Origin of the sequence: Metapseudomonas otitidis, assembly GCF_011397855.1 — a bacterium.
GTDB lineage: Bacteria > Pseudomonadota > Gammaproteobacteria > Pseudomonadales > Pseudomonadaceae > Metapseudomonas > Metapseudomonas otitidis.
Genome location: NZ_AP022642.1, coordinates 414,997 through 441,184, shown reverse-complemented (window position 1 = coordinate 441,184; position 26,188 = coordinate 414,997). Strand labels below are relative to the sequence as shown.

At 67.3% G+C, this 26,188-nt stretch carries 26 protein-coding genes and 1 riboswitch; of the genes, 11 read left to right on the top strand and 15 right to left on the bottom strand.

The features are described from left to right. Nucleotides 1-38 precede the first annotated feature (38 nt). A complete protein-coding gene (locus PotMrB4_RS02170) occupies nt 39-269 on the top strand; it encodes a DUF1127 domain-containing protein (protein ID WP_074967267.1) in 231 nt (76 codons plus the stop codon). A gap of 4 nt (nt 270-273) precedes the next feature. Here PotMrB4_RS02170 and PotMrB4_RS02165 read toward each other — a convergent pair whose 3' ends face one another. The 4 genes from PotMrB4_RS02165 to PotMrB4_RS02150 all read right to left on the bottom strand — a co-directional run bounded on the left by PotMrB4_RS02165 (nt 274) and on the right by PotMrB4_RS02150 (nt 4,801). Next, nucleotides 274-2,301: a methyl-accepting chemotaxis protein gene (locus PotMrB4_RS02165; protein WP_172432383.1), complete on the bottom strand. Its 2,028-nt coding sequence runs from the start codon at nt 2,299-2,301 to the stop codon at nt 274-276. A 120-nt stretch (nt 2,302-2,421) separates the two neighbouring features. Beyond that, entirely contained in the window at nt 2,422-3,282 is an 861-nt protein-coding gene (locus PotMrB4_RS02160) for an HDOD domain-containing protein (RefSeq protein WP_044403493.1), read from the bottom strand. Between the two features lie 70 nt (nt 3,283-3,352). Continuing rightward, the gene (locus PotMrB4_RS02155) at nt 3,353-4,108 is read right to left on the bottom strand and encodes a substrate-binding periplasmic protein (RefSeq protein WP_172432382.1); all 756 of its coding nucleotides are present in this window, start codon (nt 4,106-4,108) and stop codon (nt 3,353-3,355) included. 192 nt (nt 4,109-4,300) lie between these two features. Next, on the bottom strand, nt 4,301-4,801 hold the full coding sequence (locus PotMrB4_RS02150; RefSeq protein WP_107329248.1) for a M48 metallopeptidase family protein: 501 nt from the start codon (nt 4,799-4,801) through the stop codon (nt 4,301-4,303). A 67-nt stretch (nt 4,802-4,868) separates the two neighbouring features. On the opposite strand from PotMrB4_RS02150, the gene PotMrB4_RS02145 reads away from it, so the two are divergent. Then, nucleotides 4,869-5,072 (top strand): hypothetical protein, encoded by a 204-nt coding sequence (locus tag PotMrB4_RS02145; RefSeq protein WP_172432381.1) that lies wholly within the window; start codon nt 4,869-4,871, stop codon nt 5,070-5,072. Nucleotides 5,073-5,344: 272 nt separating this feature from the next. Further along, entirely contained in the window at nt 5,345-6,028 is a 684-nt protein-coding gene (locus PotMrB4_RS02140; protein WP_172432380.1) for a polysaccharide lyase family 7 protein, read from the top strand. Between the two features lie 69 nt (nt 6,029-6,097). Here PotMrB4_RS02140 and fba read toward each other — a convergent pair whose 3' ends face one another. From fba to PotMrB4_RS02105, 7 genes are all read right to left on the bottom strand, one after another. Next, nucleotides 6,098-7,162 carry a class II fructose-bisphosphate aldolase gene (fba, locus tag PotMrB4_RS02135; protein WP_044403502.1) on the bottom strand — a complete coding sequence of 355 codons (1,065 nt, stop codon included), beginning with the start codon at nt 7,160-7,162 and terminating at the stop codon, nt 6,098-6,100. Between the two features lie 123 nt (nt 7,163-7,285). Next, nucleotides 7,286-7,603, bottom strand: a complete 318-nt coding sequence (locus tag PotMrB4_RS02130; protein WP_074967252.1) for an MliC family protein — start codon at nt 7,601-7,603, stop codon at nt 7,286-7,288. A gap of 32 nt (nt 7,604-7,635) precedes the next feature. Next, nucleotides 7,636-7,830: a hypothetical protein gene (locus tag PotMrB4_RS02125; RefSeq protein WP_044403506.1), complete on the bottom strand. Its 195-nt coding sequence runs from the start codon at nt 7,828-7,830 to the stop codon at nt 7,636-7,638. Between the two features lie 69 nt (nt 7,831-7,899). Next, complete coding sequence (locus PotMrB4_RS02120) at nt 7,900-9,063, bottom strand: phosphoglycerate kinase (RefSeq protein ID WP_172432379.1); 1,164 nt, start codon at nt 9,061-9,063, stop codon at nt 7,900-7,902. 27 nt (nt 9,064-9,090) lie between these two features. Beyond that, nucleotides 9,091-10,140 (bottom strand): erythrose-4-phosphate dehydrogenase, encoded by a 1,050-nt coding sequence (gene epd, locus PotMrB4_RS02115; RefSeq protein ID WP_044403510.1) that lies wholly within the window; start codon nt 10,138-10,140, stop codon nt 9,091-9,093. Nucleotides 10,141-10,208: 68 nt separating this feature from the next. Next, nucleotides 10,209-12,209 (bottom strand): transketolase, encoded by a 2,001-nt coding sequence (gene tkt, locus PotMrB4_RS02110; protein WP_074967246.1) that lies wholly within the window; start codon nt 12,207-12,209, stop codon nt 10,209-10,211. A gap of 107 nt (nt 12,210-12,316) precedes the next feature. Further along, on the bottom strand, nt 12,317-13,435 hold the full coding sequence (locus tag PotMrB4_RS02105; protein ID WP_107329246.1) for a TDT family transporter: 1,119 nt from the start codon (nt 13,433-13,435) through the stop codon (nt 12,317-12,319). A 105-nt stretch (nt 13,436-13,540) separates the two neighbouring features. Between PotMrB4_RS02105 and PotMrB4_RS02100 the strand changes: the two genes are divergently transcribed. Genes PotMrB4_RS02100 through metK form a run of 3 tightly spaced genes read left to right on the top strand, consistent with a single transcriptional unit; the run spans nt 13,541 to nt 16,706 of the window. Continuing rightward, nucleotides 13,541-14,452, top strand: coding sequence for a LysR family transcriptional regulator (locus tag PotMrB4_RS02100; protein WP_172432378.1), 912 nt, complete (start codon nt 13,541-13,543; stop codon nt 14,450-14,452). Between the two features lie 45 nt (nt 14,453-14,497). Beyond that, the gene (locus PotMrB4_RS02095) at nt 14,498-15,499 is read left to right on the top strand and encodes an ArsR/SmtB family transcription factor (protein WP_172432377.1); all 1,002 of its coding nucleotides are present in this window, start codon (nt 14,498-14,500) and stop codon (nt 15,497-15,499) included. Nucleotides 15,500-15,515: 16 nt separating this feature from the next. After that, nucleotides 15,516-16,706 (top strand): methionine adenosyltransferase, encoded by a 1,191-nt coding sequence (metK, locus tag PotMrB4_RS02090; protein ID WP_172432376.1) that lies wholly within the window; start codon nt 15,516-15,518, stop codon nt 16,704-16,706. 172 nt (nt 16,707-16,878) lie between these two features. Here metK and PotMrB4_RS02085 read toward each other — a convergent pair whose 3' ends face one another. Continuing rightward, entirely contained in the window at nt 16,879-17,097 is a 219-nt protein-coding gene (locus PotMrB4_RS02085; RefSeq protein WP_172432375.1) for a hypothetical protein, read from the bottom strand. An 89-nt stretch (nt 17,098-17,186) separates the two neighbouring features. Here PotMrB4_RS02085 and ligB point away from each other — a divergent pair, with 89 nt between their 5' ends. Next, a complete protein-coding gene (gene ligB / locus PotMrB4_RS02080; RefSeq protein WP_172432374.1) occupies nt 17,187-18,878 on the top strand; it encodes an NAD-dependent DNA ligase LigB in 1,692 nt (563 codons plus the stop codon). Here the strand turns inward: ligB and PotMrB4_RS02075 are convergent. The 3 genes from PotMrB4_RS02075 to PotMrB4_RS02065 form a co-directional block, all read right to left on the bottom strand. Then, nucleotides 18,872-19,324, bottom strand: coding sequence for a c-type cytochrome (locus tag PotMrB4_RS02075; protein ID WP_172432373.1), 453 nt, complete (start codon nt 19,322-19,324; stop codon nt 18,872-18,874). The two genes, ligB and PotMrB4_RS02075, sit on opposite strands and share 7 nt — an antisense overlap. Nucleotides 19,325-19,440: 116 nt before the next feature. Continuing rightward, complete coding sequence (locus tag PotMrB4_RS02070) at nt 19,441-19,827, bottom strand: MAPEG family protein (RefSeq protein WP_172432372.1); 387 nt, start codon at nt 19,825-19,827, stop codon at nt 19,441-19,443. 102 nt (nt 19,828-19,929) lie between these two features. Then, complete coding sequence (locus PotMrB4_RS02065; protein ID WP_044403527.1) at nt 19,930-20,319, bottom strand: acyl-CoA thioesterase; 390 nt, start codon at nt 20,317-20,319, stop codon at nt 19,930-19,932. 171 nt (nt 20,320-20,490) lie between these two features. Next, nucleotides 20,491-20,584: riboswitch (S-adenosyl-L-homocysteine riboswitch) on the top strand. A 21-nt stretch (nt 20,585-20,605) separates the two neighbouring features. Between PotMrB4_RS02065 and ahcY the strand changes: the two genes are divergently transcribed. The 4 genes from ahcY to PotMrB4_RS02045 all read left to right on the top strand — a co-directional run bounded on the left by ahcY (nt 20,606) and on the right by PotMrB4_RS02045 (nt 26,047). Beyond that, entirely contained in the window at nt 20,606-22,015 is a 1,410-nt protein-coding gene (ahcY, locus tag PotMrB4_RS02060; protein WP_074967229.1) for an adenosylhomocysteinase, read from the top strand. Between the two features lie 63 nt (nt 22,016-22,078). Next, complete coding sequence (gene metF, locus PotMrB4_RS02055) at nt 22,079-22,924, top strand: methylenetetrahydrofolate reductase [NAD(P)H] (protein ID WP_172432371.1); 846 nt, start codon at nt 22,079-22,081, stop codon at nt 22,922-22,924. Nucleotides 22,925-23,123: 199 nt separating this feature from the next. Continuing rightward, nucleotides 23,124-25,322 (top strand): hypothetical protein, encoded by a 2,199-nt coding sequence (locus PotMrB4_RS02050; RefSeq protein WP_172432370.1) that lies wholly within the window; start codon nt 23,124-23,126, stop codon nt 25,320-25,322. Then, nucleotides 25,322-26,047, top strand: a complete 726-nt coding sequence (locus PotMrB4_RS02045) for a DUF3142 domain-containing protein (RefSeq protein ID WP_074967222.1) — start codon at nt 25,322-25,324, stop codon at nt 26,045-26,047. The genes PotMrB4_RS02050 and PotMrB4_RS02045 overlap by 1 nt, the downstream gene beginning before the upstream one ends. Nucleotides 26,048-26,188: the final 141 nt, after the last annotated feature.

Sequence of the window (26,188 nt, the reverse complement as noted above, 5' to 3'; positions counted from 1 at the left end):
CAATGGCTCCGCCCCCAGAAAACACCAGGAGTCCGGAGATGAGCGGCTTGAGCGATGTACGGCTGACCCTTCACCCACAGGAACTGATACAGGCCGGCGAACGCGCCGCCACGTCGGTGCGGCTGTCCGGCAGCCCCTGGCAGCGCTTCTGGCTGCGCCTGTCGACCCGCAAGGCGCTGCTGGAGCTGGACGAGCACGCGCTGAAGGACATCGGCCTGACCCGCGCCCAGGCGCTGGAGGAAGGGCTCAAGCCGTTCTGGCGCGGCTAGTGGCTCACCCCAGGCGGAAGCGCGAGGTGTTGTCGTGCAGGGCCTGGCTGCCCAGGCGCAACTGCTCGGCCACGCTCTGCACCGAGCGTGCCCCGCCCAGCAGCAGCGCGGCGGCCTGGTCCACCTGCTGGATGTTGCCGCTGACCTCGTCGGCGGTGGCGGCCTGCTGTTCGGCGGCGGTGGCAATCTGCGCCAGGCGGTCACTGACCCGCTGCACGGCGTCGGCGATCCCCGACAGGTCGTCGCCCATGCTCAGCACACTGCCGACGTCGCCCTCGGCCTGGCGGTAGGCGGCCTCCATCAGCGCCACGGCCTGGCTGACCACGCCTTGCAGGCTGGAGACGGTGTCGCCGATCTCCTGGGTGGAGTCCTGGGTGCGCTGGGACAGGCTGCGCACCTCGTCGGCCACCACGGCGAAGCCCCGGCCCTGTTCGCCGGCGCGGGCGGCTTCGATGGCGGCGTTGAGGGCCAGCAGGTTGGTCTGCTCGGCGATGCCCTTGATCACGTCCACCACACGGTTGATCTGCTGGGTCTGGTCGCGCAGTTGCTGCAACGCCGTGACCGTCTCGCCGAGGCGGCTGCTGAGTTCACGCATGCTGGCCCCGGTGCGGGCGCTGCGCTGGTTGCTCTGCACGGCGATCTGCCGGGTCTGCTGGGCGTCGGCGGCGGCGCCTTCGCAGCTTTCCGCCACCGTCTGGGCCGTGGCGGCCAGTTGATGGGCGGCGGCGGCGATCTGGCTGACCTGGCCCTGCTGCTGCTCCACCGAGACGAGGGTTTCCTCGGCCTGGTCGTTCAACTGGCGCACGGTGCCGCCCAGTTGCTGGCTCTCGCGGTTCACCCCATCCAGGGAATTGCGCAACTGAACCAGCGCGGCGTTGAGGGCCTCGGCGATCTGCGCCAGGTCGTCCCGCCCATGCACGGCGGCGCTGACCCGCAGGTCCCCCGCACGCAGGCCCTCGGCGGCCTCGGTGATGGCCGCCGTGCCCCGCCGGATCGCCGCGTTGAGGCACAGCAGCATGTACAGCGCCAGCAGGGTCAGTACGGCAAAGCCACCGATCACCTGGGCCATGCTGGCCAGGGCCTCGCCACGGAACACGCCAAGGCGCAGACGCAGCCGCTCGTCCAGTGCCACCTGCAGGGCCGTGAGCTGGCGCTCGGCCTGCTCGGCCTGGCTGATGAAATCGGCCACTTCGAGGGTGAAGGGGTTGGCGTCGAACATGCCCTTGTCGACGGCGGCAAGATAACCCGACAGGGCCTCTTCGGCCTGGCCGAACGGTCCGTCGAGTTCGGTGTTGGGCAGGCCCTTCCCGGCAATGGCTTCACGGGCCTTGCGCAACTGGCGGACGGAGTCGTCGAGGGCGCGGCGCAGGTCACGCACGCCAACCCGGCTCTGCAATGTGAAATGCCGGGAGACCACCGCGCCATGGGCGCTGGCGACGAAGTTGCCGAGCAGCTCGCGGGTGCGCGGCTGCACATAGGTGACCTGCTCCATCATCAGGTAGGTGTCCATCACCGGGTCGAGGATCAGCCCGGTGCTGGTGGCCACCTGTTCGCGCAGGGACTGCAGGCTCTGCAGCACCGCCTGGTAGCGGTCCAGGGCATCGGGCAGGGCGACGCTCGCCAGCGCCTGGGGGCGGATGGCTTCGCTGCGGCTCTTCAGTTCGTCGAACAGCGCGCGGTTGGCCCCTTCCAGTGATTCGGCCTTCAGCTGCGCGTCGACCTTGTCCAGCATCGCCTCCAGTTGCCCGGCACGTTGCTCCAGGGTGGCCTTGGCCGCGACCTCGGTGCCCTTCCAGCGCGCCAGCAGGGTGCGCTGGGCGATGGTTTCGTCGAGGGCGTCGTCGAGGGTGACGATCGCCCGCAAGCCGCTGAGCTCGCCGTCGATCAGCGCCAGGCGCTCCTGATAAGTGCCGGCGATGATCCACAGGGCGTAGCCCAGGGGCAGGATGAACAGCAGGAACAGGATCTGGAACTTGCGGGCGAAGCTGAACCCCTCGAGGAGGCGGACACCCGGGCTGAACAGTGCGTTCATGACGAGACCTCTCTGAATCCGGTCGGCCCCTGGCCGTGGTCATGCAAGAGGCGCTCCGGCCATCAAGCCCCGCGACTGCTCCTTACGCGGCGCCGGGCATGCCTGGCGGCATGCCGTGACTCAATGCAGCAGCGACTCCATCCGCTGGATCTCTACCCGCTGGCTGGCCACCAGGGCCAGGCCGTTGCCGCTGGGGTCCAACGCGTTCTGCGGTGGCAGCAGCTTGCGGTAGGCCGCCAACTCCACGATAGGCGGCAATTGGGCAGTGGGCCCGTTTTCACGGATTGCGTGGTACAGGCCGAGGTTGACCAGGTCCACCAGGCCGATGCCGGGCCCCGGGGATTCGCCCCATAGTCCAGCACCACGCACCACCTCGATGTAGCTCTGGTCCACCGCCCACTTCTTCAGCACCACCACCCCCAGCGACTTGCCGTACTCCCGGCACAGGCGGTTGTAGAGCTCGGTGGCGGGCACCTGGTCAGCCGCCTTGAACGCGGAAAGGATGGCCATGGCGCCCACCTCACTGAGGATAGTCGCCAACAGCACATGCTCACCGGAAACATGACCGAGCAGGCGCCCCAGCACGGCACTGATGGCCGCACGACGGGCCAGGCGGTGCCAGGTGTCGAGAAACAGTTTCTTGTGCGCCGGGCTGTGCAGCGGGAACAGGCTCTTGATGCTGTGGACCATGGTGATGCGGTCCACCTCCAGCATGCCCAGCTGGCGGATGACCTCCTCCAGGCTCCTGGGCGGCGGTGTGCCGCGCAGGCGGGCGCTGGAGGCGTGCTTGACCAGGGTGGCGCTCAGCGCCGGGTCCTTGCTGATGACCCGGGCCAGGGAGCCGGTGGTGGCGTTGGGATCGGCCAGGGCGCGGCGGATCTCCATAGTGATCATGGGCAGGCTGGGCAGCTGTTCCTCGCCGTTCATCAGCTGGGAAACCAGCTTGCGGTAGATCGAATAACCCGACTCTTCAGTACTCACCGATGTTCCTCACGTGGCCCTTTGCCATTCTAGCCAGCCGCCGGAGGCCCACACAGTGGGGCGACGCACGTTATTCAGGTACCTGGACGCCGGCCTCGGCCGCCATGCGGGCGAAGCGGCCGTCTTCCAGCAGGCGCTGGAAGGTCTCGTCGAAACGGACCTTGAGCGCCTCGTAAGGCTCGCGCCGGGGGAAGGCGAAGTAGCCATCCTTGCTGTCGATGGCCGGCTGCAGCTGGACCAGGCTGCCGGCCGGCAGGGCTTCGATCCAGGGGCGGGAGTTGCGCTCGTTGGTGGCCAGCAGGTCGATGCGCCCGTGCTGCAGCATCAGCAGGGCATTGCCCACACCCTCGACGCTGCGCAGGTCGAGGTGGGCACGGGCATGGTCGAAGCGGTCGCCGTAGACCCAGCCACGGATGGCAGCGACCCGCTGCCCCTGCAGCCGTGCGTAGTCACCGCCCCATTCGAGGGGCTGGTCGCTGCGGGCATAGAACACCAGGCGGTCGCGGTAGAAGGCGTGGCGGGTGAAGAGCATGCGCATTTCCCGCTCGGGGGTGCGGTAGGGGCCGACGAGGATGTCAGCGCGGCCTTCGGCGACCATGAGCTGGGCGCGGGCCCAGGGATACAGCTCGAAGCGCACGCTGTCGCCCATCTCGCCCAGCACCACGCGCAGCAGATCGGCGCCCAGGCCGATGAAACGGCCCTGGCCATCCTGTTCGTACAGTTGCGGGAAATCGGTGCCGACGGCCAACCATTCCCGGGCTTGGGCCAGGGGGCAGAACAGCAGGCACGACAACACCAGACCGGGCAACCAGGACGTGCGCTTCATGCCTAAGGGAATCTCGCAGAGGGACAGCGTCAGAGCCTAGCAGGCTTTACGCCCTCGTCAGGCAGTTGCGTCAGCCTCTCTCAGAAAGCCCCTACAACCGGCGCCCTGGTGCAATGGCTATAGTCCGCTCGTCATGCCCGCCTCAGGACTGCGCATCCTGCAGCCCTCCACAGCTGGGGCGGGCATGGCTCCTCAGCCCTTCTCCCCGAGGTCGCGCCAGGTCAGGTACAGGCGCAGGTCGAACTCAAGTTGGTGATACCCCGGCAGCATGTGCTCGCAGAGCTGGTAGAAGGCCTTGTTGTGGTCCCGCTCGCGCAGGTGCGCCAGCTCGTGCACCACGATCATCCTCAGGAACTCCGGCGCGGCCTCCTTGAACAGCGAGGCGACGCGGATCTCCTTCTTCGCCTTCAGTCGCCCACCCTGCACGCGGGACACGGCAGTGTGCAGGCCGAGCGCCTTCTGCACCACGTCCAGCTTGTTGTCGTAGACCACCTTGTCGATGGCCGGCGCACTGCGCATGTGCTCCTGGCGCAAGGCATTGGTGTAGCCGTAGAGCGCACGGTCACTCTGCACGTCGTGACGGTCGGGGTAGCGGCGGGCCAGGTATTCGCCCAGGCGGCCCTGGTCGATCATCTGCCGCACCTGCTCCTGCAGATGGGTGGGATAGGCCTTCAGATAGCGCAGCGGATCCATGGTCGAGAGGGGGTTCGTGGAAGGGCGCCCATTGTACCGGGCGCGGCAGCAGGTGCCGGGATTTGTCATGACCATCACAGCGCCAGCATCGCCGTTCGTCGGGGCAATTCAGGCCCCTTCCAACCGCCTCGCTTACGGCTATTTGACAGCCGCGCCGGAGCGCCTCCGCACGGCACGCGGCTTCCCTGAAAAGGCGATGTACCGGCTGGTTACTTTTCGCGATGGCATTGCGATGTCAAACACTGGCTTCGCCATTTTTATGGCGGCATGAATTTGACGATCAGTGATTCACGGGCGGTTTTGCACGCCGTATAAAGCCATCCGCCAGGTGACCCCTCTCGGGACACACGGTACGAACAGCGGCTCAGGCCGCACTTAACCGCCCTACTTTTGGTTCGTGTGCAGTTGGCCGGATTGCCAGTGTAAGGGCGTCTCTAAAAGCGCAGCGATGACAACGCAGATCGTTTTTGGAGATGTCCGCAAGTGATTACACGCTCGTGGATGAGTTGCACCCCACTGAAAGTTCTCTTCGAGAACTCAGTCATGATCGACCTTGGAACCTGGAACCTGACCATCCCAGTCGGCGCTCCCTCTGTCACCATCGATACCCCCGCCCTGGTCGGCGGTTACCAGGACAACTACTTCAAGGCCAGCAACGGCACGCTGTTCTTCTGGACGCCAGTGAACGGCAGCACCACCGCCAACGCCATCTACCCCCGCAGCGAGCTGCGCGAGACCTTCGCCGACGGCCGCCTGCGCAACTGGAACTACAGCGCGGCGGACAACTACATGAGCGCGAACCTGGCAGTGGACCAGGTGCCCTCAACCGGCAAGATCGTGATCGGCCAGATCCACTCCTACGGCAGCACCAGCCCGCTGCTGAAACTGGAGTACCAGTACAAGACCAAGACCGGCACCGGGAACATCGTCGCCAAGATCCGCAACACCCCGGCGGACCCCGACGGCGCGGTGAGCACCCTGCTCAGCGGCGTGAAGCTGGGCCAGCGCTTCACCTACGTGATCAACCTGTCGCCCCAGGGCCGTCTGAGCATCCTGGTGAACGGCACCCAGTTCAGCCAGCAGCTCGACGGCACCTGGGCGCCCAAGCCGCTCTACTTCAAGGCCGGCGTCTACGCCCAGGACAACGTCGGGAACGGTAGCGAGGCCGGCAGCGCGACCTTCTACAACCTGAAGACCGAGCACCGGGCGCTGACTGCCGCGAACTGAGCCCAGCCCGACGAGCGCCCATGAAAAAGCCCCGCCGAAGCGGGGCTTTCTCAATGCTCCGACGCCAGATCAGTTGACCTTGGCGTCCAGCTCACCCTTGGCATAGCGCTGAAACATGCCTTCCAGGGAGATCGGCTTGATCTTGGAGGCATTGCCGGCGGTGCCGAAGGCTTCGTAACGGGCGATGCAGATGTCGCGCATGGCCTTCACGGTTTCGCTGAAGAATTTGCGCGGGTCGAACTCGCTCGGGTGCTGGCTCATGTAGCGGCGGATGGCGCCGGTGGAGGCCAGGCGCAGGTCGGTGTCGATGTTCACCTTGCGCACGCCGTGCTTGATGCCTTCGACGATCTCTTCGACCGGAACACCGTAGGTTTCCTTAATGTCGCCGCCGAATTCGTTGATGATCGCCAGCCAGTCCTGGGGCACCGAGGAGGAGCCGTGCATCACCAGGTGGGTGTTGGGGATGCGCTTGTGGATTTCCTTGATGCGGTCGATGGCGAGGATGTCACCGGTCGGCGGCTTGGTGAACTTGTAGGCGCCGTGGCTGGTGCCGATGGCGATGGCCAGGGCGTCCACCTGGGTCTTCTTGACGAAGTCGGCGGCCTCTTCCGGGTCGGTCAGCATCTGGCTGTGGTCGAGGATGCCCTCGGCGCCGACGCCGTCTTCTTCGCCAGCCTGGCCGGTCTCCAGGCTGCCCAGGCAGCCCAGCTCGCCTTCCACGGAGACGCCGCAGGCGTGGGCGAATGCCACGGTCTGCTGGGTCACGCGGACGTTGTACTCGTAGTCGGCCGGGGTCTTGCCGTCTTCACGCAGGGAGCCGTCCATCATCACCGAGCTGAAGCCCAGCTGGATGGAGCGCTGGCACACGTCGGGGCTGGTGCCGTGGTCCTGGTGCATGCACACCGGGATGTGGGGGAATTCTTCGATGGCAGCCAGGATCAGATGGCGCAGGAAGGGCGCACCGGCGTATTTGCGGGCACCGGCGGAGGCCTGGACGATCACCGGGGAATCGGTCTTGTCGGCCGCTTCCATGATGGCGCGCATCTGTTCCAGGTTGTTGACGTTGAAGGCCGGGACGCCGTAGCCGAACTCGGCGGCGTGGTCCAGCATCTGGCGCATGCTGATGAGTGCCATGGTGTTTCAGTCTCCCAAGTGGGGTGGGCTGTCGAAATGCGAAGCCTGCCGCAGGGGCAGGCCGGGTTCAAGCTTCGCGGTGGAACCCACCGCGAAAGCGGATGTTCTCAAGGGTGGTGTGACTCAGGGCGCCTTGCAGCCGCGACCGATCAGGTCGTCGGTGGCTACCCAGTAGACCAGGCCTTCGTCACCCTTGGTGTGGAAGGCCAGGCGGTCGTCGCTGTAGAGCGCGCCGGAGCCGGAAGGTTCTGCCTTGAGGCGATAAACGATGTCACCGCCGCCCAGGCGCACGTCCACTTCCTGCTGGGCCTTGTCGGCGTAGCGCCAGAACACTTCGGCCTGGCTGTCGCAGACCCAGTGGGTCCAGTTGTCCTCGGGCGCCTTCTGGCTGGCGCACCCGGCCAGCGCCAGCAGCGCTGCGAGGGCGAGAATGCCTTTCATCCTTCACTCCATGGCCGGGCGTTGCCGTCGGCTCACTGACAATGCTGTTCCGCGCTGCTGCCCAGTGTCGGGTCCCCGCTGCTCTGGGCTTCCACCCGCTGGTCGTCGCGCGTCTGCGGCAGGACGACCTGGGGCGGGCTGAGCACCTCGCAGGGCTGGGGCGCCGGGCCTCCGGCACACCCGCCGAGCACGACGAACAAGGGCAACAGCAACGTTCTGATCCACATGGCGATGACTCCTTTATCGGTTTCCCTGAACGAGAGACCGCATGCCATCGCCATGATTCAGGCCATCTTTCAGGCCTTGGCGCGCTGCTCCAGCACCTCTACGGCCGGCAGCACCTTGCCCTCGACGAACTCGAGGAACGCGCCACCACCAGTGGAAATGTAGGAGATGCGCTGGGCCACGTCGTACTTGTCGATGGCGGCCAGGGTGTCGCCACCGCCAGCGATGGAGAAGGCATCGCTCTCGGCGATGGCCAGGGCCAGGGCCTTGGTGCCTTCGCCGAACTGGTCGAACTCGAACACGCCGACCGGGCCGTTCCAGAGGATGGTCTTCGACGACTTCAGCAGCTCGGCGAACTGGGCAGCGGTCTGCGGGCCGATGTCGAGGATCATGTCGTCATCCGCCACGTCGGCGATGAGCTTGACGATGGCAGCGGCGGTTTCGGCGAACTCCTTGGCAACCACCACGTCCACCGGCAGCGGCACGCTGACCTTGGCAGCGATGGCCTTGGCGGTGTCCACCAGGTCGGCTTCGTAAAGGGACTTGCCGACCTTGTAGCCCGCCGCAGCGAGGAAGGTGTTGGCGATGCCGCCGCCGACGATCAGCTGGTCGCAGATCTGGCTCAGGGAGTTGAGCACGTCCAGCTTGGTGGAGACCTTGGAGCCGGCGACGATGGCGGCCATCGGGCGGGCCGGGTTGCCCAGGGCCTTGCCCAGGGCGTCCAGCTCGGCGGCCAGCAGCGGGCCGGCAGCGGCGACCTTGGCAAACTTGGCCACGCCGTGGGTCGAACCCTCGGCGCGGTGGGCGGTGCCGAAGGCGTCCATCACGAACACGTCGCACAGGGCGGCGTATTGCTGCGCCAGCTCGTCGGCGTTCTTCTTCTCGCCCTTGTTGAAGCGCACGTTCTCGAACAGCACGACCTGACCGGGGGCGACGTCGACGCCACCCAGGTAGTCGGCCACCAGCGGCACCTTGCGGCCCAGGGCCTTGGACAGGTAGTCGGCCACCGGCTTGAGGCTGTTCTCCTCGGAGAACTCGCCCTCGGTGGGGCGGCCCAGGTGGGAGCAGACCATCACCGCCGCGCCCTTCTCCAGTGCCAGCTTGATGGTCGGCAGGGAAGCGAGGATGCGTGCGTCACTCTTCACGACGCCATCCTTCACCGGCACGTTGAGATCCTCGCGGATCAGCACGCGCTTACCCTGGAGGTCGAGGTCGGTCATTTTCAACACGGTCATGGGGTCAGTCCTTCACGGGGCTGGAGGTCAACGGGTTGTAGTAGCAGCCCGCAGGTAGTGGCCTGCGGTGTCGAGCATGCGGTTGGCGAAGCCCCATTCGTTGTCGAACCAGGCCAGCAGGTTCACCAGGCGCGGGCCGGACACACGGGTCTGGCTGCCGTCGACGATGGCCGAATGAGGGTCATGGTTGAAGTCGCAACTGGCGTGGGGCAACTCGGTGTAGGCCAACAGGCCCTGCAACGGGCCGCTTTCGGCCGCCTCGCGCAGCACGCGGTTGATGGCGGCGGCGGAGGTGTCGCGGGCGGTCTGCAGGGTTATGTCGAGGCAGGACACGTTCACCGTCGGCACGCGGATCGCCTTGGCCTGGATGCGCCCGGCCAGTTCCGGCAGCAGGCGCTCGATGCCCCGGGCCAGGCCGGTGGACACCGGGATCACCGACTGGAAGGCCGAGCGCGTGCGGCGCAGGTCTTCATGGTGGTAGGCATCGATCACGGGCTGGTCGTTCATGGCCGAGTGGATGGTGGTGATGGAGACGTACTCCAGACCCACCGCCTCGTCGAGAAGTTTCAGCAACGGCACGCCGCAGTTGGTGGTGCAGGAGGCGTTGGAGACCAGGCGCTCGGAGCCGCTGAGGCTGGCCTGGTTAACGCCGAAGACCACCGTGGCGTCGATGTCCGCCTCGCTGGCCATGGGCTGGGAGAACAGCACCCGCGGCGCACCGGCGGCGAGGAAGCGCTCGCCCTCGGCGCGGGTGGTGTACTGGCCGGAGCACTCCAGCACCAGGTCGACGCCTAGCGCGGCCCAGTCGATGCCCTCGGGCTCGGCGCTGCGCAGCACCTTCACGCAGTTGCCGTTGATGTGCAGGCAGTCGCCGTCCACCTTCACTTCGCCGGGGAAACGGCCGTGGGTGGAGTCGAAGCGGGTCAGGTACTCGATGCTGGCCTGGTCGGCCAGGTCATTGAGGGCGACGATCTCGAAGCCGTCACGACCGCCACGCTCGTACAACGCGCGCAGGACGCAACGACCGATGCGGCCGTAGCCGTTCAGGGCGACTTTGAAGGGGCGATGGCTGGACATGGGCGCTCGCTGGGCCGAAAGGAATGAGAACCCCGGACCCGGGCCATGACGGCCCGGGTCCGTGCAGGTCAGACGTCCAGCAGTTCTTCGGCGGTGGCGACGATGTTGTCGACGGTGAAGCCGAAATGCTCGAACAGCGCCGGCGCGGGGGCGGATTCACCGAAGCTGGTCATGCCGATCACGCGGCCTTCCAGGCCCACGTACTTGTACCAGTAGTCGGCATGGGCGGCTTCGATGGCGATGCGCGCGCCCACCTGGACCGGCAGCACGGCCTGCTTGTAGGCGGCGTCCTGCTGGTCGAACAGGCTGGTGGACGGCATGGACACCACGCGCACCTTACGGCCGGCAGCGGTCAGGGCGTCATGGGCCTGCACTGCCAGGCCCACTTCGGAACCGGTGGCGATGAGGATCAGCTCGGGCTCGCCGTCGCTGTCCTTGAGCACGTAGCCACCCCGGGCGATGTCGGCCAGCTGGGCGGCATCACGGGCCTGGTGAGGCAGGTTCTGACGGGAGAAGATCAGCGCACTCGGGCCGTCCTTGCGCTCGATGGCGGCTTTCCAGGCCACGGCGGATTCCACCGCGTCGGCGGGGCGCCAGGTGTCCAGGTTCGGGGTCGAACGCAGGCTGGTGAGCTGCTCGATGGGCTGGTGGGTCGGGCCGTCTTCGCCCAGGCCGATGGAGTCGTGGGTGAAGACGTAGAGCACGCGCTGCTTCATCAGAGCGGACATGCGCACGGCGTTGCGGGCGTATTCCATGAAGATCAGGAAGGTCGCGCCGTAGGGGATGAAGCCGCCGTGCAGGGCGATGCCGTTCATGATGGCGCTCATGCCGAACTCGCGGACGCCGTAGAACAGGTAGTTACCGGCGGCGTCATCGGCGGAGACGCCCTTGCAGCCTTTCCACAGGGTCAGGTTGGAGCCGGCCAGGTCGGCAGAGCCGCCGAGGAACTCGGGCAGCAGCGGGCCGAAGGCGTTCAGCGCGTTCTGGCTGGCCTTGCGGCTGGCGATGGTCTCGCCCTTGGCGGCCACTTCAGCGACGTAGGCAGCGGCCTTCTCGGCGAAGTCGGCCGGCAGTTCGCCCTTGATGCGGCGCTCGAACTCGGCGGCCAGCTCCGGATGAGCGGCGGCGTACGCAGCGAAACGCTGGTTCCACTCGCTCTCGCGGGCAGCACCGGCGGCCTTGGCGTCCCACTCGGCATAGATGTCGGCGGGGATTTCGAACGGGCCGTGGTTCCAGCCCAGGGTGGCGCGGGTCAGGGCGATCTCGTCGTTGCCCAGGGGCGCGCCGTGGCACTCTTCCTTGCCCTGCTTGTTCGGCGAGCCGAAGCCGATCACGGTCTTGCAGCAGATCAGGGTCGGGCGGTCGGTGGTCTTGCGCGCGGTCTCGATGGCGGTGCGGATCTCTTCGGCGTCATGGCCATCGACATTGCGGATCACCTGCCAGCCGTAGGCTTCGAAGCGCTTCGGCGTGTCGTCGCTGAACCAGCCATGGACTTCGCCGTCGATGGAGATGCCGTTGTCGTCGTAGAAGGCGATCAGCTTGCCCAGGCCCAGGGTGCCGGCCAGGGAGCAGACCTCGTGGGAGATGCCTTCCATCATGCAACCGTCGCCCAGGAACACGTAGGTGTTGTGGTCGACAATGGTGTGGCCTTCACGGTTGAACTGAGCGGCCAGCACCTTCTCGGCGATGGCGAAGCCCACGGCGTTGGCGATGCCCTGGCCCAGCGGGCCGGTGGTGGTCTCGACGCCGGCGGTGTAGCCGTACTCCGGGTGGCCCGGGGTGCGGCTGTGCAGTTGGCGGAAGTTCTTCAGGTCATCGATGGACAGGTCGTAACCGGTCAGGTGCAGCAGGGAATAGATGAGCATCGAGCCGTGGCCGTTGGACAGCACGAAGCGGTCGCGGTTGGCCCACTGCGGGTTGCTCGGGTTGTGCTGCATGTAGTCACGCCAGAGCACTTCGGCGATATCGGCCATGCCCATGGGGGCGCCGGGGTGGCCGCTGTTGGCTTTTTGCACCGCATCCATGCTGAGGGCACGAATGGCATTGGCACGCTCACGACGGCTGGGCATCGCTGATCTCCTGCGGGTTGAATGACGCTGAACGAAAAAAGGCAGCTATTTTCGCCCAGCGGGCAGGCTCGGGGCAATGACAGATGGTCGAAGAGGCGCAGCTTCCCTCAGGCCGGGCTGCTCAGGCAGGGCGCACGGAACAGTTCGCCATGCCAAAGGCCGGCCAGCGTGCGGCGCATCACCAGGACCCAGACCAGCGCCAGGCCGGCGGCCAGCAGCAGCCCGAAGCCCCCGAAGGCGACCATGTCGGTCTGCCGCTGCAGCTCCAGGCTGGCCAGGGCGAACACCCCCAGCGGGAAGGTGAAGCCCCACCACCCCAGGTTGAAGGCCATACGCTGGCGCCGGTAATGCAGGGTGAACAGCAGGGCGATCACCAGCCACCAGAACCCGGCCCCCCAGAGCACGAACGCGCCCATCAGACCGGCGGCGGGCGCCAGGCTGCCCAGTCCTTCCAGGGGCGTACCGGCGAAGGCCGCCGGGGCGGCGTGGCCCAGGGTCATCAGCCCCAGGCAGCCGGTGGCCAGCGGCCCCAGGGGCAGCCAGCTGGTGGCAGCGAAGGCGGTGTCCGGCAGCTTGTGCAGGGCCAGGCGCAGCAGCACCAGGGTGATCAGGGAGAACGCCAGGGTCAGGGACAGGCCCCACAGCAGGTAGCCGCTCACCAGCAGCGGCCGCGTCAGCTCCGGCGCCAGGTGCGGCGCCAGTACCCCGGCACTGGCCGCTGCCACCTCGGGTGCGACGATGGGTAGCAGCCACACCGCCGTCAGGGACTCCAGGGCATGGCGCTGGTGGGTGAACATCAGGTACGGCACCAGCAAGGCGCTGCCCAGGGCCAGCAGCATGTCCAGCCACCACAGCCCGTGGGCCAGGGCGTAGGCCGCCTCGCCCCAGCGCGGGCCACCGTAGAGCACCAGCCCGTTGATCAGCGTTGCCAGCCCCATGGGGATGGCCCCCAGGAACATCGACTGGACCGGGTGCGCCAGCATGGGCCCGACGGTTTCCGGGAACGCCACCAGGCGACCGATGAACAGCAGGCTGAAGGCCAGGAACAGCACCAGGTCCAGCGCCCAGACCACCTCCCCCAGTGGCCGCAGGGCGACCAGTGGGCCCGGCAGGTTGCCCAGCACCAGCGCCAGCACGCCGGTGCCCATGGTCACGGCGAACCAGCCGGGGATGAAATGGCGCACCAGGGCGCTGGGATGATCGAGGCGGGTGAAGGGGCGAGGCATGGCGGCTCCGGTCGGGCGGTCCCGTGTCAGACGATGCCTGCACGATACGGCCGGGCGTGCTATACGAAAAATACATCCTCGATATGCCAGGCATGCCTTTCATTTATGAATCTGCACCACCTCAAGGTCTTTCTCGCCGTCGCCGAAACCGGCGCCATCAGCGCCGGCGCCGAGCGCCTGCACATCAGCCAACCGGCGGTCACGCGGGAAATCCGCGAGCTGGAAGGGCGCCTGGGACTGCCGCTGTTCGATCGCCAGCCCCGCGGCGTCACCCTGACCGAAGCCGGCCAGCGCCTGCTGGCCTACGCCGAGCGCATCTTCGCCCTGGAGCAGGCCGCCGAGCGCGAGCTGCAGGCCTTCGCCGGGCTGGGCGACGGCGAGCTGCAACTGGGCGCCAGCGCCACCCTCGGCAGCTACGTGCTGCCGCCGCTGATCGCGCGCTTCCACCAGGCCCACCCGCAGATCCGCGTCGAGCTGCGGGTGGGCAACACCCGCAGCATCCTCCGTGACCTGCAGAACCAGCGCATCGCCCTCGGCTTCGTGGAGGGCGAATTCGACCGCCAGGCCTGCGCCTTCCAGCGGCTGGAGCAGGACAGCCTGGTGGCGGTGTGCGCCCCCGATCACCCGTTGGCCCGGCGAGGCACCCTGCGGGCCCGCGACCTGGCCGACTACCCGCTGTACCTCCGGGAAGAGGGCTCCGGCACCCGCGCCAGTATCGAGCAGGCCTACCACGCCCACGGCCTCGACACCGACCCGCGCCTGGCGATCGGCAGCACCGAGGCGCTGAAGCACCTGGTGGCCCAGGGCCCCGGCCTGGCCTGGCTGTCCCGCCGGGCGGTGGCGGACGAGCTGGCTGCGGGGCGCCTGGTCGCCCTGGCGGTGGACGACCTGCACATCGAGCGTGAGCTGCACGTGCTCTGGCTGCCGAGCCGCAGCCTGGCCCCGGCGCCGGCGGCCTTCCTGGCGCTGGCCCTGGACGGCCAGGCGCCGCCGATCAGCAATATCAAAGAATCTTGATATTGGGATTGCGAGCCCGGGGAGCGCTGACTAGACTGCGCCCCCATGAACCTGCGCGTGCCCCAGATCCGCCATGACGACTGCGACGAGCTGGCCGCCCTGTGCAAGGCCGGCGGCGACCCGCTGCGGCTGAACGTGCTGCGGGCGCTGGCCAACGATTCGTTCGGCGTCCTGGAGCTGGCGCAGATCTTCGCCATCGGCCAATCGGGCATGAGCCACCACCTCAAGGTATTGGCCCAGGCCGGGCTGGTGGCGACGCGCCGCGAAGGCAACGCGATCTTCTACCGCCGCGCCATCGCCCGCAGCGACAGCCTGGGTGGCGCCCTGCACGCCGCGCTGCTGGTCGAGGTGGACGCCCTGGCGCTGCCGGACGACGTACTGGCCCGCATCGCCGAGGTGCATGCACGGCGTGAAGCCGCCAGCCGCGAGTTCTTCGCCCGCACCGCGGAGAAGTTCCAGGCCCAGCAGGACCTGATCGCAGGACTGCCGCAATACCGTGACAGTGTGCTGGCACTGCTGGACGCGCTGCGTCTGCCCGAGGCGGCCAGCGCCGTGGAGATCGGCCCGGGCGACGGCGGGTTCCTGCCTGACCTCGCCCACCGCTTCCGGCGGGTGGTCGCGCTGGACAACAGCCCGGCGATGCTGGAGCTGGCGCGCCTGCGCTGCGAGGCCGAAGGACTGGGGAACGTCGAGCTGAAGCTCGCCGACGCCCTGGATGACGAACAGGAAGCCGCCGACTGCGTGGTGCTGAACATGGTCCTGCACCATTTCGCCGCCCCGGCCGAGGCCCTGAAACAGCTGGCCCGCCACCTGCTACCCGGCGGCGCCCTGCTGGTGACCGAGTTGTGCAGCCACAACCAGAGTTGGGCCAGGGAGGCCTGCGGCGATCTCTGGTTGGGCTTCGAACAGGACGATTTGGCCCGTTGGGCCGATGCCGCGGGGCTCACGCCCGGCGAGAGCCTCTACATTGGCTTGAAGAACGGCTTTCAGATTCAGGTGCGGCACTTCGCCAAACCGGACTCGCGAAGCGACCTCACCCACCGGTAGTAAAGGAAACCGATAGATGAGCGAATACTCCCTGTTTACCTCCGAATCCGTGTCCGAAGGCCATCCGGACAAGATCGCCGACCAGATTTCCGATGCCGTCCTCGACGCCATCATCGAGCAGGACAAGCACGCCCGCGTGGCCGTGGAAACCCTGGTCAAGACCGGTGTCGCCATCGTAGCCGGCGAAGTGACCACCAGCGCCTGGGTCGACCTCGAGCAGATCGTCCGCGACGTGATCAACGACATCGGCTACACCAGCTCCAACGTCGGCTTCGACGGCGCCACCTGCGGCGTCATCAACATCATCGGCAAGCAGTCCGTGGACATCGCCCAGGGCGTCGACCGCTCCAAGCCGGAAGACCAGGGCGCCGGTGACCAGGGCCTGATGTTCGGCTACGCCAGCAACGAAACCGACGTGCTGATGCCGGCCCCGATCCGCTTCTCCCACGCCCTGGTCGAGCGCCAGGCCGAGGCCCGCAAGTCCGGCCTGCTGCCGTGGCTGCGCCCGGACGCCAAGAGCCAGGTCACCTGCCGCTACGAGAACGGCAAGGTCGCCGGCATCGACGCCGTGGTGCTGTCCACCCAGCACAACCCCGAAGTGTCCATGGCCGACCTGCGCGAAGGCGTGATGGAGCTGATCATCAAGCACAGCCTGCCCGCCGAGCTGCTGCACAAGGACACCCAGTTCCACATCAACCCGACCGGCAACTTCGTGATCGGTGGCCCGGTGGGTGACTGCGGCCTGACCGGCCGCAAGATCATCGTCGACTCCTACGGCGGCATGGCCCGCCACGGCGGCGGTGCCTTCTCCGGCAAGGACCCGTCCAAGGTGGACCGTTCCGCTGCCTACGCCGGCCGCTACGTGGCCAAGAACATCGTCGCCGCCGGCCTGGCCGACCGCTGCGAGATCCAGGTCTCCTACGCCATCGGCGTGGCCCAGCCCACCTCCATCTCGATCAACACCTTCGGCACCCACAAGATCGCCGAAGACACGATCATCAAGCTGGTGCGCGAAGTCTTCGACCTGCGTCCCTACGCCATCACCAAGATGCTCGACCTGCTCCACCCGATGTACCGCGAGACCGCCGCGTACGGCCACTTCGGCCGCACCTCGCAGCAGAAGACCGTCGGCAACGACACCTTCAGCACCTTCACCTGGGAGAAGACCGACAAGGTCGACGCCCTGCGTGCCGCCGCCGGCCTCTAAGCCGACGCGAAGCAAAAAGCCCCGCCATCGTGCGGGGCTTTTTCGTTTCCGGGCTTGCTTTCGGCTGACGCTCTTTCCCACAAACCTCTCGGCCCACAGTACTGCAGCTGTCATCGAGACTGGCGGCTCCGTAGCCCCATACCCGAAGGAGCGCTGCTTTAGCGCCCGTCTCTCAGGCGAATTTCAACCCACCGCCGAAGTACATCATTCCAAGGCCTATCGCCATCGCCAGCAGCGGCGAACGCATCGGGGGCTCATAGACCGAGAAGATCGCCTGAGAGAGGGGCGGAAAGAGGAAATTGAGCACTAGGCAAAGCATGGAAACCTGAATACCCCGGGCGACCGACCAGATCCAGGCTGCCAAAGCTATGAGAAAACCGACCGTAACCATTCACCACTCCCTGGTTGGAAAAAATTGAGCGGGGAAGGATTACCTACTCCGAATGCCACGACAAGACCCCGCAGGTTCAAGGAGGAACTATGCCCCGCCTGTGCCTATTGCTCGCGCTAATCAGCCCCGCCTTCACACTCGCATTCCCCCACTGCCCCGACTGGCCTGCAGACAAGGCCCGCCAGGAACTCACCGCCCTGGACACCCAGCTCGCCGCCTGGAACCAGGCCTATCACCTCAAAGGTCACTCACCGTTAGCGGACGAGCTGTACGACCAAGCACTGGCCGAACGCGACCGACTCGGCCGGTGCTTCCCCACCGTGGCGGGCACCCCGCCCGATCCGCTCGACGGCGCTGGCGGCAAGCAGTTGCACCCGGTGCCCCAGACCGGCCTCGACAAGCTGGCCGATGCCAGCGCCCTCGCCCGCTGGATGCGGGGGCGCGAGGACCTCTGGGTGCAACCCAAGGTGGACGGCGTGGCCGTGACCCTGGTGTACCAGGACGGCCGTCTGGCCCAGGCGATCAGCCGGGGCGACGGGCGCCAGGGCGAAGACTGGACGGCCCGCGCCCGCCAGTTGCCGGCAGTCCCCACCGAGCTGCCGGGACTGGCCGGGCGGCAGGTCCTGCAGGGTGAGCTGTACTGGAAGCGCCCCGGCCACGTGCAGGCACAAGCAGGCGGCCAGGGTGCGCGGGGACGGGTCGCCGGACTGATGGCGCGCCAGCGACTGAGTGACGAGGATGCAGCAGGCATTGGCTTGTTCGTCTGGGACTGGCCCGGCGGCCCGCCCGAGATGGCGGCGCGGCTCGATCGCCTGGCACAACTGGGCCTGGACGACACCCGCCGGCTGACCCACCCGGTGCACAGCGCCGCCGAGGTCGAGAAGCTGCGCGAGCAGTGGTACCGCTCACCCCTGCCCTTCGCCAGCGACGGCATCGTGGTGCGCCAGGGTCGCGCGCCGGCACCACACACCTGGGAGCCACGACCGCCCCACTGGGCAGTGGCCTGGAAGTACCCCTTCGCCCAGGCACTGGCCGAAGTGCGCCGGGTGGAGTTCCGCATCGGCCGCACCGGGCGCATCACACCCCTGCTGCACCTGGAGCCGGTCACCCTGGAGGACCGACGCATCCAGCGTGTCGGCCTGGGCTCCCTGGAACGCTGGCAAGCGCTGGACGTCCGCCCCGGTGATCGGGTCGCGGTCGCACTGGCCGGGCTGACCATTCCGAGGGTGGACGCGGTGGTGACCCGCGCGGTGGAACGCCCGGCACTGGAGGCGCCCGACCCGGCCCTGTTCCACCCCCTGAGCTGCTGGACGCCGGAGGCCATGTGTCGCCCCCAGTTTCTCGCCCGCCTGGACTGGCTCTCGGGCAAACAGGGGCTGGACATGCGCGGCATCGGCGCCGGCACCTGGGAACAGTTGCTGCAGGCCGGAACGCTGGAGGGGCTGCTGGACTGGCTGGACCTGGAAACCACCCGCCTCGACACGGTGCCGGGCTTTTCCCACGCGCGCAGCCAGGCCTTCCACGAGGCCCGGGAGCGGGCCCTGAGCCGACCATTCGCCGACTGGCTGAAGGCACTGGGGGCACCGCCGGGGCATAGCGTCGCTGAAGGAGCAGACTGGCGAGCGCTGGCCGCGCTCGATGAGGCCGATTGGCGACAGCGCCCTGGCGTGGGCCCGAAGCGGGCCGCGCAGCTAAAGGCGTTCTTTCATCATCCGCAGGTCGCCGACCTGGCAGCCCGCCTGGGAGCGGCGGGCGTGGAGGGTTTCGCGCCGGCTCAGTAGGCGCGGAATTCTTTGTGGCAGGCCTCGCAGGCGTCTTCCACCTTCTGCACCAGCGGCGCCATGGCCTGGGGCTGCAGCGGGCGGTTGGCCGTGGCGGTCGCCAGTTGGCCGGTGGCGGCCTCCAGCTCGCGAGCCAGGGTCTGGAAGCGCTCCTGGCGCTGCCACACTTCGTCACGGGCATCGCTGCCGTGCTCATCCTGGCGCACCTGGGGGAAGTGCTGCCAAGGCTGGTGGGCCAACTGGTCCAGCTGCTTGGCGTTGTCGGCGAACTTCTGCTCGTCGAAGGTCACCCGCCCGCGCAGCATGCCGCCCATGTCTTCGCTGACATGGAGCATCTGCTTGAACAGTGCCTGGCGCTTGCCCAGCGGGGAGTTGGGATCGACACCGCCACAGGCGGTCAGGGAGAGGCAGGCGGAAAGCAGGATCAGGGCAGGGATCGTCTTCATGGGAGCGGTGCACCGAACGGCTGGCGGCGGGGGGCGCACAGTATCGACACCCGCCGGGCAAATACCAAGGGTGGCGACAGTTTGTCGCAGCCCTGCCCGCCCGGCGGCGTCGCCCGTCAGGCGGACACGAAGAAGAACGCGGCGATCAGTGCCATGCCGACGAACCACACCAGCGAACGCAGCAGCGCCCAGTCCGCCAGGTAGCAGACGAAATACACCACGCGACTGACCACGAAACCGATGGCCAGCAGGTCGAGGGTCTGCTGCGGCGCCTGGCCGATCTGGTGAGCGGCCAGCAGCGCGGCGGCAAAGGCCGGCGTGACCTCGAAGGCGTTGTGCTGGGCGTTGTCGGCACGCTTGCGCCAGCCGGTGAGGCCGGCGAGGAAGGTGCGCGGGTCGTGGTTCTGCCGGGGCCCGAAGTCCCCCCCGGTGAACTTCGCCACCCCCGTGGAGAGGTAGGGCAGGAACAGGGCGATCAGCAGGCACCAGTAGGCAAGGGTCATGGCGGGCTCCAGTCAGGAAGGGGAGCGCAGAGCCTCCCAGCCCTGGCCGGGGCTGTCCATGGCCGCCGCAACCGGGGTCGCGGCACGGCGGCCAATCCGGCGCTATTCCTTGAACTGGTCGCGGATGTAGGTGATCTCGGTCTTACCGTGGGCAGCGGGCTTGCCGTCGTCGCCGAGGTTGACGAAGACCATGCGGTCGATGGTGAGGATGCTCTTGCGGGTGATCTTGTTGCGCACTTCGCAGCGCAGGGTCAGGGAGGTACGACCGAACTCCGTAGCAGTGATGCCCAGCTCGATGATGTCGCCCTGGCGCGCGGAGCTGACGAAATTGATCTCCGACATCAGCTTGGTCACCACCCGCTGGCTGCCCAGCTGGATGATGGCGTAGATGGCGGCCTCTTCGTCGATCCACTTCAGCAGGCTGCCACCGAACAGCGTGCCGTTGGGGTTGAGGTCCTCGGGCTTGACCCATTTGCGGGTGTGGAAATTCATGGAATCCCTCCGGTTGGCGAGTGACGGCGCGATGATCGCAGGGCGCTGTCGGCTCGTCCAAGCGACGCACTCAATCGCCTCGATAGCAGCAGACGGAAAGCCTTGGGGAGTGCCGTTCGGGCCGCTATAATCTCCACCGCTTCAAACGGCCCACCGGGCCGTTCCCGCCACCCGTCCGAGGGGCGCTGCAGCAGGGCTGTCTTCGATGGCGCCTGTCAGGCTCGGATGGGGCGTTCCCCAAACGCATCAACGGCGCCCATTCGCACCCAACGAATGGAGAGTTCGCATGAGCGCTGTCATCACGCCTGCCGATTTCAACGATTACAAGGTCGCCGACATTTCCCTGGCCGACTGGGGCCGCAAGGAACTGACCATCGCCGAGTCCGAGATGCCGGCCCTGATGGGCCTGCGTCGCAAGTACGCCGCCAGCCAACCGCTGAAAGGCGCGAAGATCCTCGGCTGCATCCACATGACCATCCAGACCGGCGTCCTGATCGAGACCCTGGTTGCCCTGGGCGCCGAAGTGCGCTGGTCGTCCTGCAACATCTTCTCCACCCAGGACCAGGCCGCTGCCGCCATCGCCGCCGCCGGCATCCCGGTGTTCGCCTGGAAGGGCGAGACCGAGCAGGAGTACGAGTGGTGCATCGAGCAGACCATCCTCAAGGACGGCAAGCCCTGGGACGCCAACATGGTGCTGGACGACGGCGGTGACCTGACCGAGATCCTGCACAAGAAGTACCCGCAGATGCTGGACAGGATCCACGGCATCACCGAAGAGACCACCACCGGCGTGCACCGCCTGCTGGACATGCTCAAGGCGGGCACCCTGAAGGTCCCGGCGATCAACGTCAACGACGCGGTCACCAAGAGCAAGAACGACAACAAGTACGGCTGCCGCCACAGCCTGAACGACGCCATCAAGCGCGGCACCGACCACCTGCTGTCCGGCAAGCAGGCCCTGGTGATCGGCTACGGCGACGTGGGCAAGGGCTCCGCCCAGTCCCTGCGCCAGGAAGGCATGATCGTGAAGGTCTCCGAGATCGACCCGATCTGCGCCATGCAGGCCTGCATGGACGGCTTCGAGCTGGTCTCCCCCTACAAGGACGGCATCAATGACGGCACCGAAGCCAGCATCGACGCCGCCCTGCTGGGCAAGATCGACCTGATCGTCACCACCACCGGCAACGTCAACGTCTGCGACGCCCACATGCTCAAGGCGCTGAAGAAGCGCGCCGTGGTGTGCAACATCGGCCACTTCGACAACGAGATCGACACCGCCTTCATGCGCAAGAACTGGGCGTGGGAAGAGGTCAAGCCGCAGGTGCACAAGATCCACCGCACCGGCGCCGGCAGCTTCGATCCGGCCAACGACGACTACCTGATCCTGCTGGCCGAAGGCCGCCTGGTGAACCTGGGCAACGCCACCGGCCACCCGAGCCGCATCATGGACGGCTCCTTCGCCAACCAGGTACTGGCGCAGATCTTCCTGTTCGAACAGAAGTTCGCCGACCTCTCTGCCGAGAAGAAAGCCGAGCGCCTGACCGTGGAAGTCCTGCCCAAGAAGCTGGACGAGGAAGTGGCCCTGGAGATGGTCAAGGGCTTCGGCGGCGTGGTCACCCAACTGACCAAACAGCAGGCCGACTACATCGGCGTCACTGTCGAAGGCCCGTTCAAGCCGGACACCTACCGCTACTGACAGCCCCAGGCCGTGGACCGCACACGCGGTCCGCGGCCTGCCGCTGGAAAGAGACTGCTTTCCATGTCCCAAGACCGTCGTTACAGCTTCGAATTCTTCCCCGCGAAGACCGAGGCCGGCCACGAGAAGCTCCTGGCCACCGCCCGCATCTTCGCCGGCTACAAACCCGACTTCTTCTCCTGCACCTACGGCGCCGGTGGCTCCACCCGCGACCGCACCCTGCAGACCGTGCTGCAACTGGATGGCGAGATCCAGGTGCCGACCGCCCCGCACCTGTCCTGCGTCGGCGACAGCAAGGCCGAACTGCGTGCCCTGCTGGCCCACTACAAGGACGCCGGCATCCAGCGCATCGTCGCCCTGCGCGGCGACCTGCCCTCCGGCATGGGCATGGCCAGCGGCGAGCTGCGCCACGCCAACGACCTGGTGGAATTCATCCGCGCCGAGACCGGTGATCACTTCCACATTGAAGTGGCCGCCTACCCCGAGGTGCACCCCCAGGCACGCAATTTCGAAGAAGACCTCAAGCACTTCGTCAACAAGGTGAAGGCCGGTGCCGACAGCGCCATCACCCAGTACTTCTTCAACGCCGACAGCTACTTCTATTTCGTCGATCGTGCCCGCCAGCAAGGCGTCGAGATCCCGATTGTCCCGGGCATCATGCCGATAACCAACTACAGCAAGCTGGCACGCTTCTCCGACGCCTGCGGCGCAGAGATCCCGCGCTGGGTGCGCAAGCAACTGGAGGCCTACGCCGACGACACGGCCAGCATCCAGGCCTTCGGCGAGCAGGTGATCACCGAGATGTGCGAACGCCTGCTGCAAGGCGGCGCCCCGGGCCTGCACTTCTACACCCTGAACCAGGCCGAGCCCAGCCTCGCGATCTGGAACAACCTCAAGCTGCTGCGCTAGGTTCGCCTCCAGGAACCCGGGCGAGGCCATCGGCGCACAGGCAGGCACAGGCAAAAGCGCGCAATTCATCCGGCGCGAATGAGCACTTTGAGCCTGTTCTCAACGCGGCGATGACAACGCAGGTAGCGTTTAGAGAACCCGTTAGAGACCCAGGCCGGTGGCGGAACCGCACCGGCCCCTCCTCACCAAGGACGATGCCATGAAGACCTCGCCACGCCTCCTCCCGCTGCTGATCCTCGGCGGGCTCGCCAGCCCTGCCGCACACGCCAGCTACGACTTCTTCTGCAGCCCCACCTGGGCGCTGGTGGAAGACAACCTGAACACCTGCAGCAACCTGCCCTTCCTCAGCCCGGGCAACGACAGCCGCGCCAACCTCAAGCTGCTGCTCGCCGATGCGGGCCGCCTGAGCCTGCCGAGCCCGCTGCAAGCATCCAGTGACTACGACGGCGGCTACGCCCAGGCGCCCTTCGCCCTGGACATGCTCAACCCGGCCGCGCCGGAGAGCGAAGCCACCGAGGCGCCGACGGACGTGGACACCACCGCCACCGAGTCGGTCTCGCCGCGGGTGGAGAACCTGTCCCTGGCCCTGGAGCAGATCGGCGTGAAGCTGGAGGACGGCGCCCTGGCCGAACAGCAGTTCGCCGAAGGCGAAGGCAGCCGCTGCCGCACCAACAACCTGGACACCACCCAGGCCTTCGTCGAGCAGTTGGCCAGCACCAGCGGCCTGTCCGCCGAAGAGCGCAAGGCCCTGGCCATCAGCCGGGTGAACCTGCTGACCGTGTGTGGCGAAGGCGACCCACAACCGGCCGACGTGCTGCCAACCGCCGGCACCGTCACCTCCGCCGACGGCCAGGCGTACCTCGCCTACCTGACGGGCGCCGACGCCTTCTACCGGGGTGACTTCGGCACAGCCCGCGAGCGCTTCACCCAACTGGCCGACAGCCCCCAGCCCTGGATCAAGGAAGCCGCCCTGTACCTGAAGGCCCGTGTCTCGCTGAACCAGGCCCAGGAAGGTGCGTTCGACGAATACGGCATCCCCGACCTGGCCAAGGTGGACCGCACCCTGCTGGACGCCAGCGACAACGAATTCAAGGCCTACCTCGCCGCCTACCCTGAAGGCGCCTACGCCGCCTCCGCACGCGGCCTGCTGCGCCGCATCTACTGGCTGCTGGACGACAACCGTCGCTTCGCCGCCGAATTCGCCTGGCAGTTCGCCCAGGACGACGCCAAGCGCAACCTCGGCCTGCCCGAGCTGGTGGAAGAGCTGGACGTCAAGCTGCTGCCCGCGCTGAAGCCCGAGGACCTGCAGGACACCGCCCTGCTGGCCATGGCCGACCTGATGCGCCTGCGCCGCCCCGCAGAAGGCGAGCCGCCGCTGATCAGCCTGGAGCAACTGCAGGCGCAGAAGCAGCGCTTCGCCGACCGCCCGGCGCTGCATGCCTACCTGGTCGCCGCCTGGCACTTCTACCGGGGCCACGACGCCACCAAGGCCCTCGCGGCCCTGCCGGCGGAAGACCCGCAGGCGCGCCTGGACCTGGTCACCTTCAGCCAGGAAACCCTGCGCGGCCTGGCCCTGGAAGCCAAAGGGGATGCCGAAGGCGCCTACGCGCTCTGGCAGCGCCTGCTGCAACGCCAGCCCAGCGAACTGCAGCGCGGCCAGCTGGAACTGGCCATCGCCCTCAACCGCTCCCGTGCGGGCCAGGTCGATGCCCTGTTCACCGCCGACTCGCCGGTGCGCACCGCGCCGATCCGCGAGATCCTCCTGCGCAACGTCGCCTCCGCCGACCTACTGCGCCGCCAGGCGGTGGACAGCGCCGCACCGCAGCGCGAACGCGACACCGCACTGTTCACCCTGCTCTACAAGGACCTGGTGTTCGGCGACTACGCCGCCTTCCTCAAGGACCAGCCGCTGATCCCCTCCCCGACGCCCAAGGTCGAGGACGGCAACGAGCTGGCGGTGGGTCGGTTCGCCTGGACCGGCCAGCAGGACGGCTATGCCTGCCCGAGCCTGACCGAGGTGACCACCCGCCTGCAGGGCAACGCCAAGGACGCCCAGGCCGGCAACTGCCTCGGCGAGTTCATCCGCACCAACGGCTTCGACGGCTTCAGCCTCAACACCCAGCCGCCGAAGCACGAACTGGGCGGCTCGGCCAGCCAGTTCCCCGGCAAGCCGTACTCGCGCCTGGTCGGCTACATGGCGGTGATCGACGACGCCAAGGCCAGCGATGACGACCGCGCCTACGCCCTGTACCGCGCCGTGAACTGCTACGCCCCCGCCGGCTACAACACCTGCGACGGCCAGGACATCAGCAAGGCCCAGCGCAAGCAGTGGTTCCAGGTGCTGAAGACGCGCTACGCCAAGAGCCCCTGGGCCGAGGCGCTGAAGTACTACTGGTGATGCCCCTCGGGTTCGCCAGGCTCCTGGCCCTCGGCCTGATCCTGGCCAGCCCGCTGCTCGGCGCCAGCGAGCGGGTCGACGCCGCCGCCCACGATGCCTTCTGGCTGTGGAGCGGCGTGCGTCCGCAACCCTTGCTGGCCAAGGCCAAGACCCTCTACATCCTCCAGGGCCAGATCGACGGGCCGCGCCGCGCGGGCGATCCGGCGGCGCGCTTCATCGCCCAGGGCATGGCAGTGCCACGCCTGCGCCAGGGCGAGATCTGGGTGGTCTATCGCGCCCACACCCTGCGCTGGACCGAGGACGTACACCGGACCCTGCTGGCCCAGCTGTCACGCTGGAAGCGTGCCGGCAACACCGTCACCGGCATCCAGATCGACTTCGACGCCGGCACCCTCTACCTGGCCGAGTACGCCGACTTCCTCCAGGGCCTGCGCCAGCGCCTGCCACCCGAATACCGCCTGAGCATCACCGGCCTGCTCGACTGGGGCAGCAACGGCGACCCCGAGGTGATCAACCGCCTGGCCCAGGTGGTGGACGAAGTGGTGGTGCAGACGTACCAGGGCCGCCACACCATCCCCGAGTACGGCCGCTACCTCCCGCGCGTGGCACGCCTGCGCCTGCCGTTCCGCATCGGGCTGGTGCAGAACGGTGAATGGCAGGCACCCGACTACCTGGCAGCGAGCCCCTGGTTCAGGGGCTATGTGGTGTTCCTGCTGAATCCTTGAACGCGCCGGGATGTGAATCGGTCGAACCGTTGAGCGGTTGAATGGGCTGCACACGGGAAAGCCTCTGTTATACTCCGCGCTCCCGCCAGGCATTCGCCCGGACACTGGCCCTCCATTCCGCCAGTGGGACCGGACGGCACC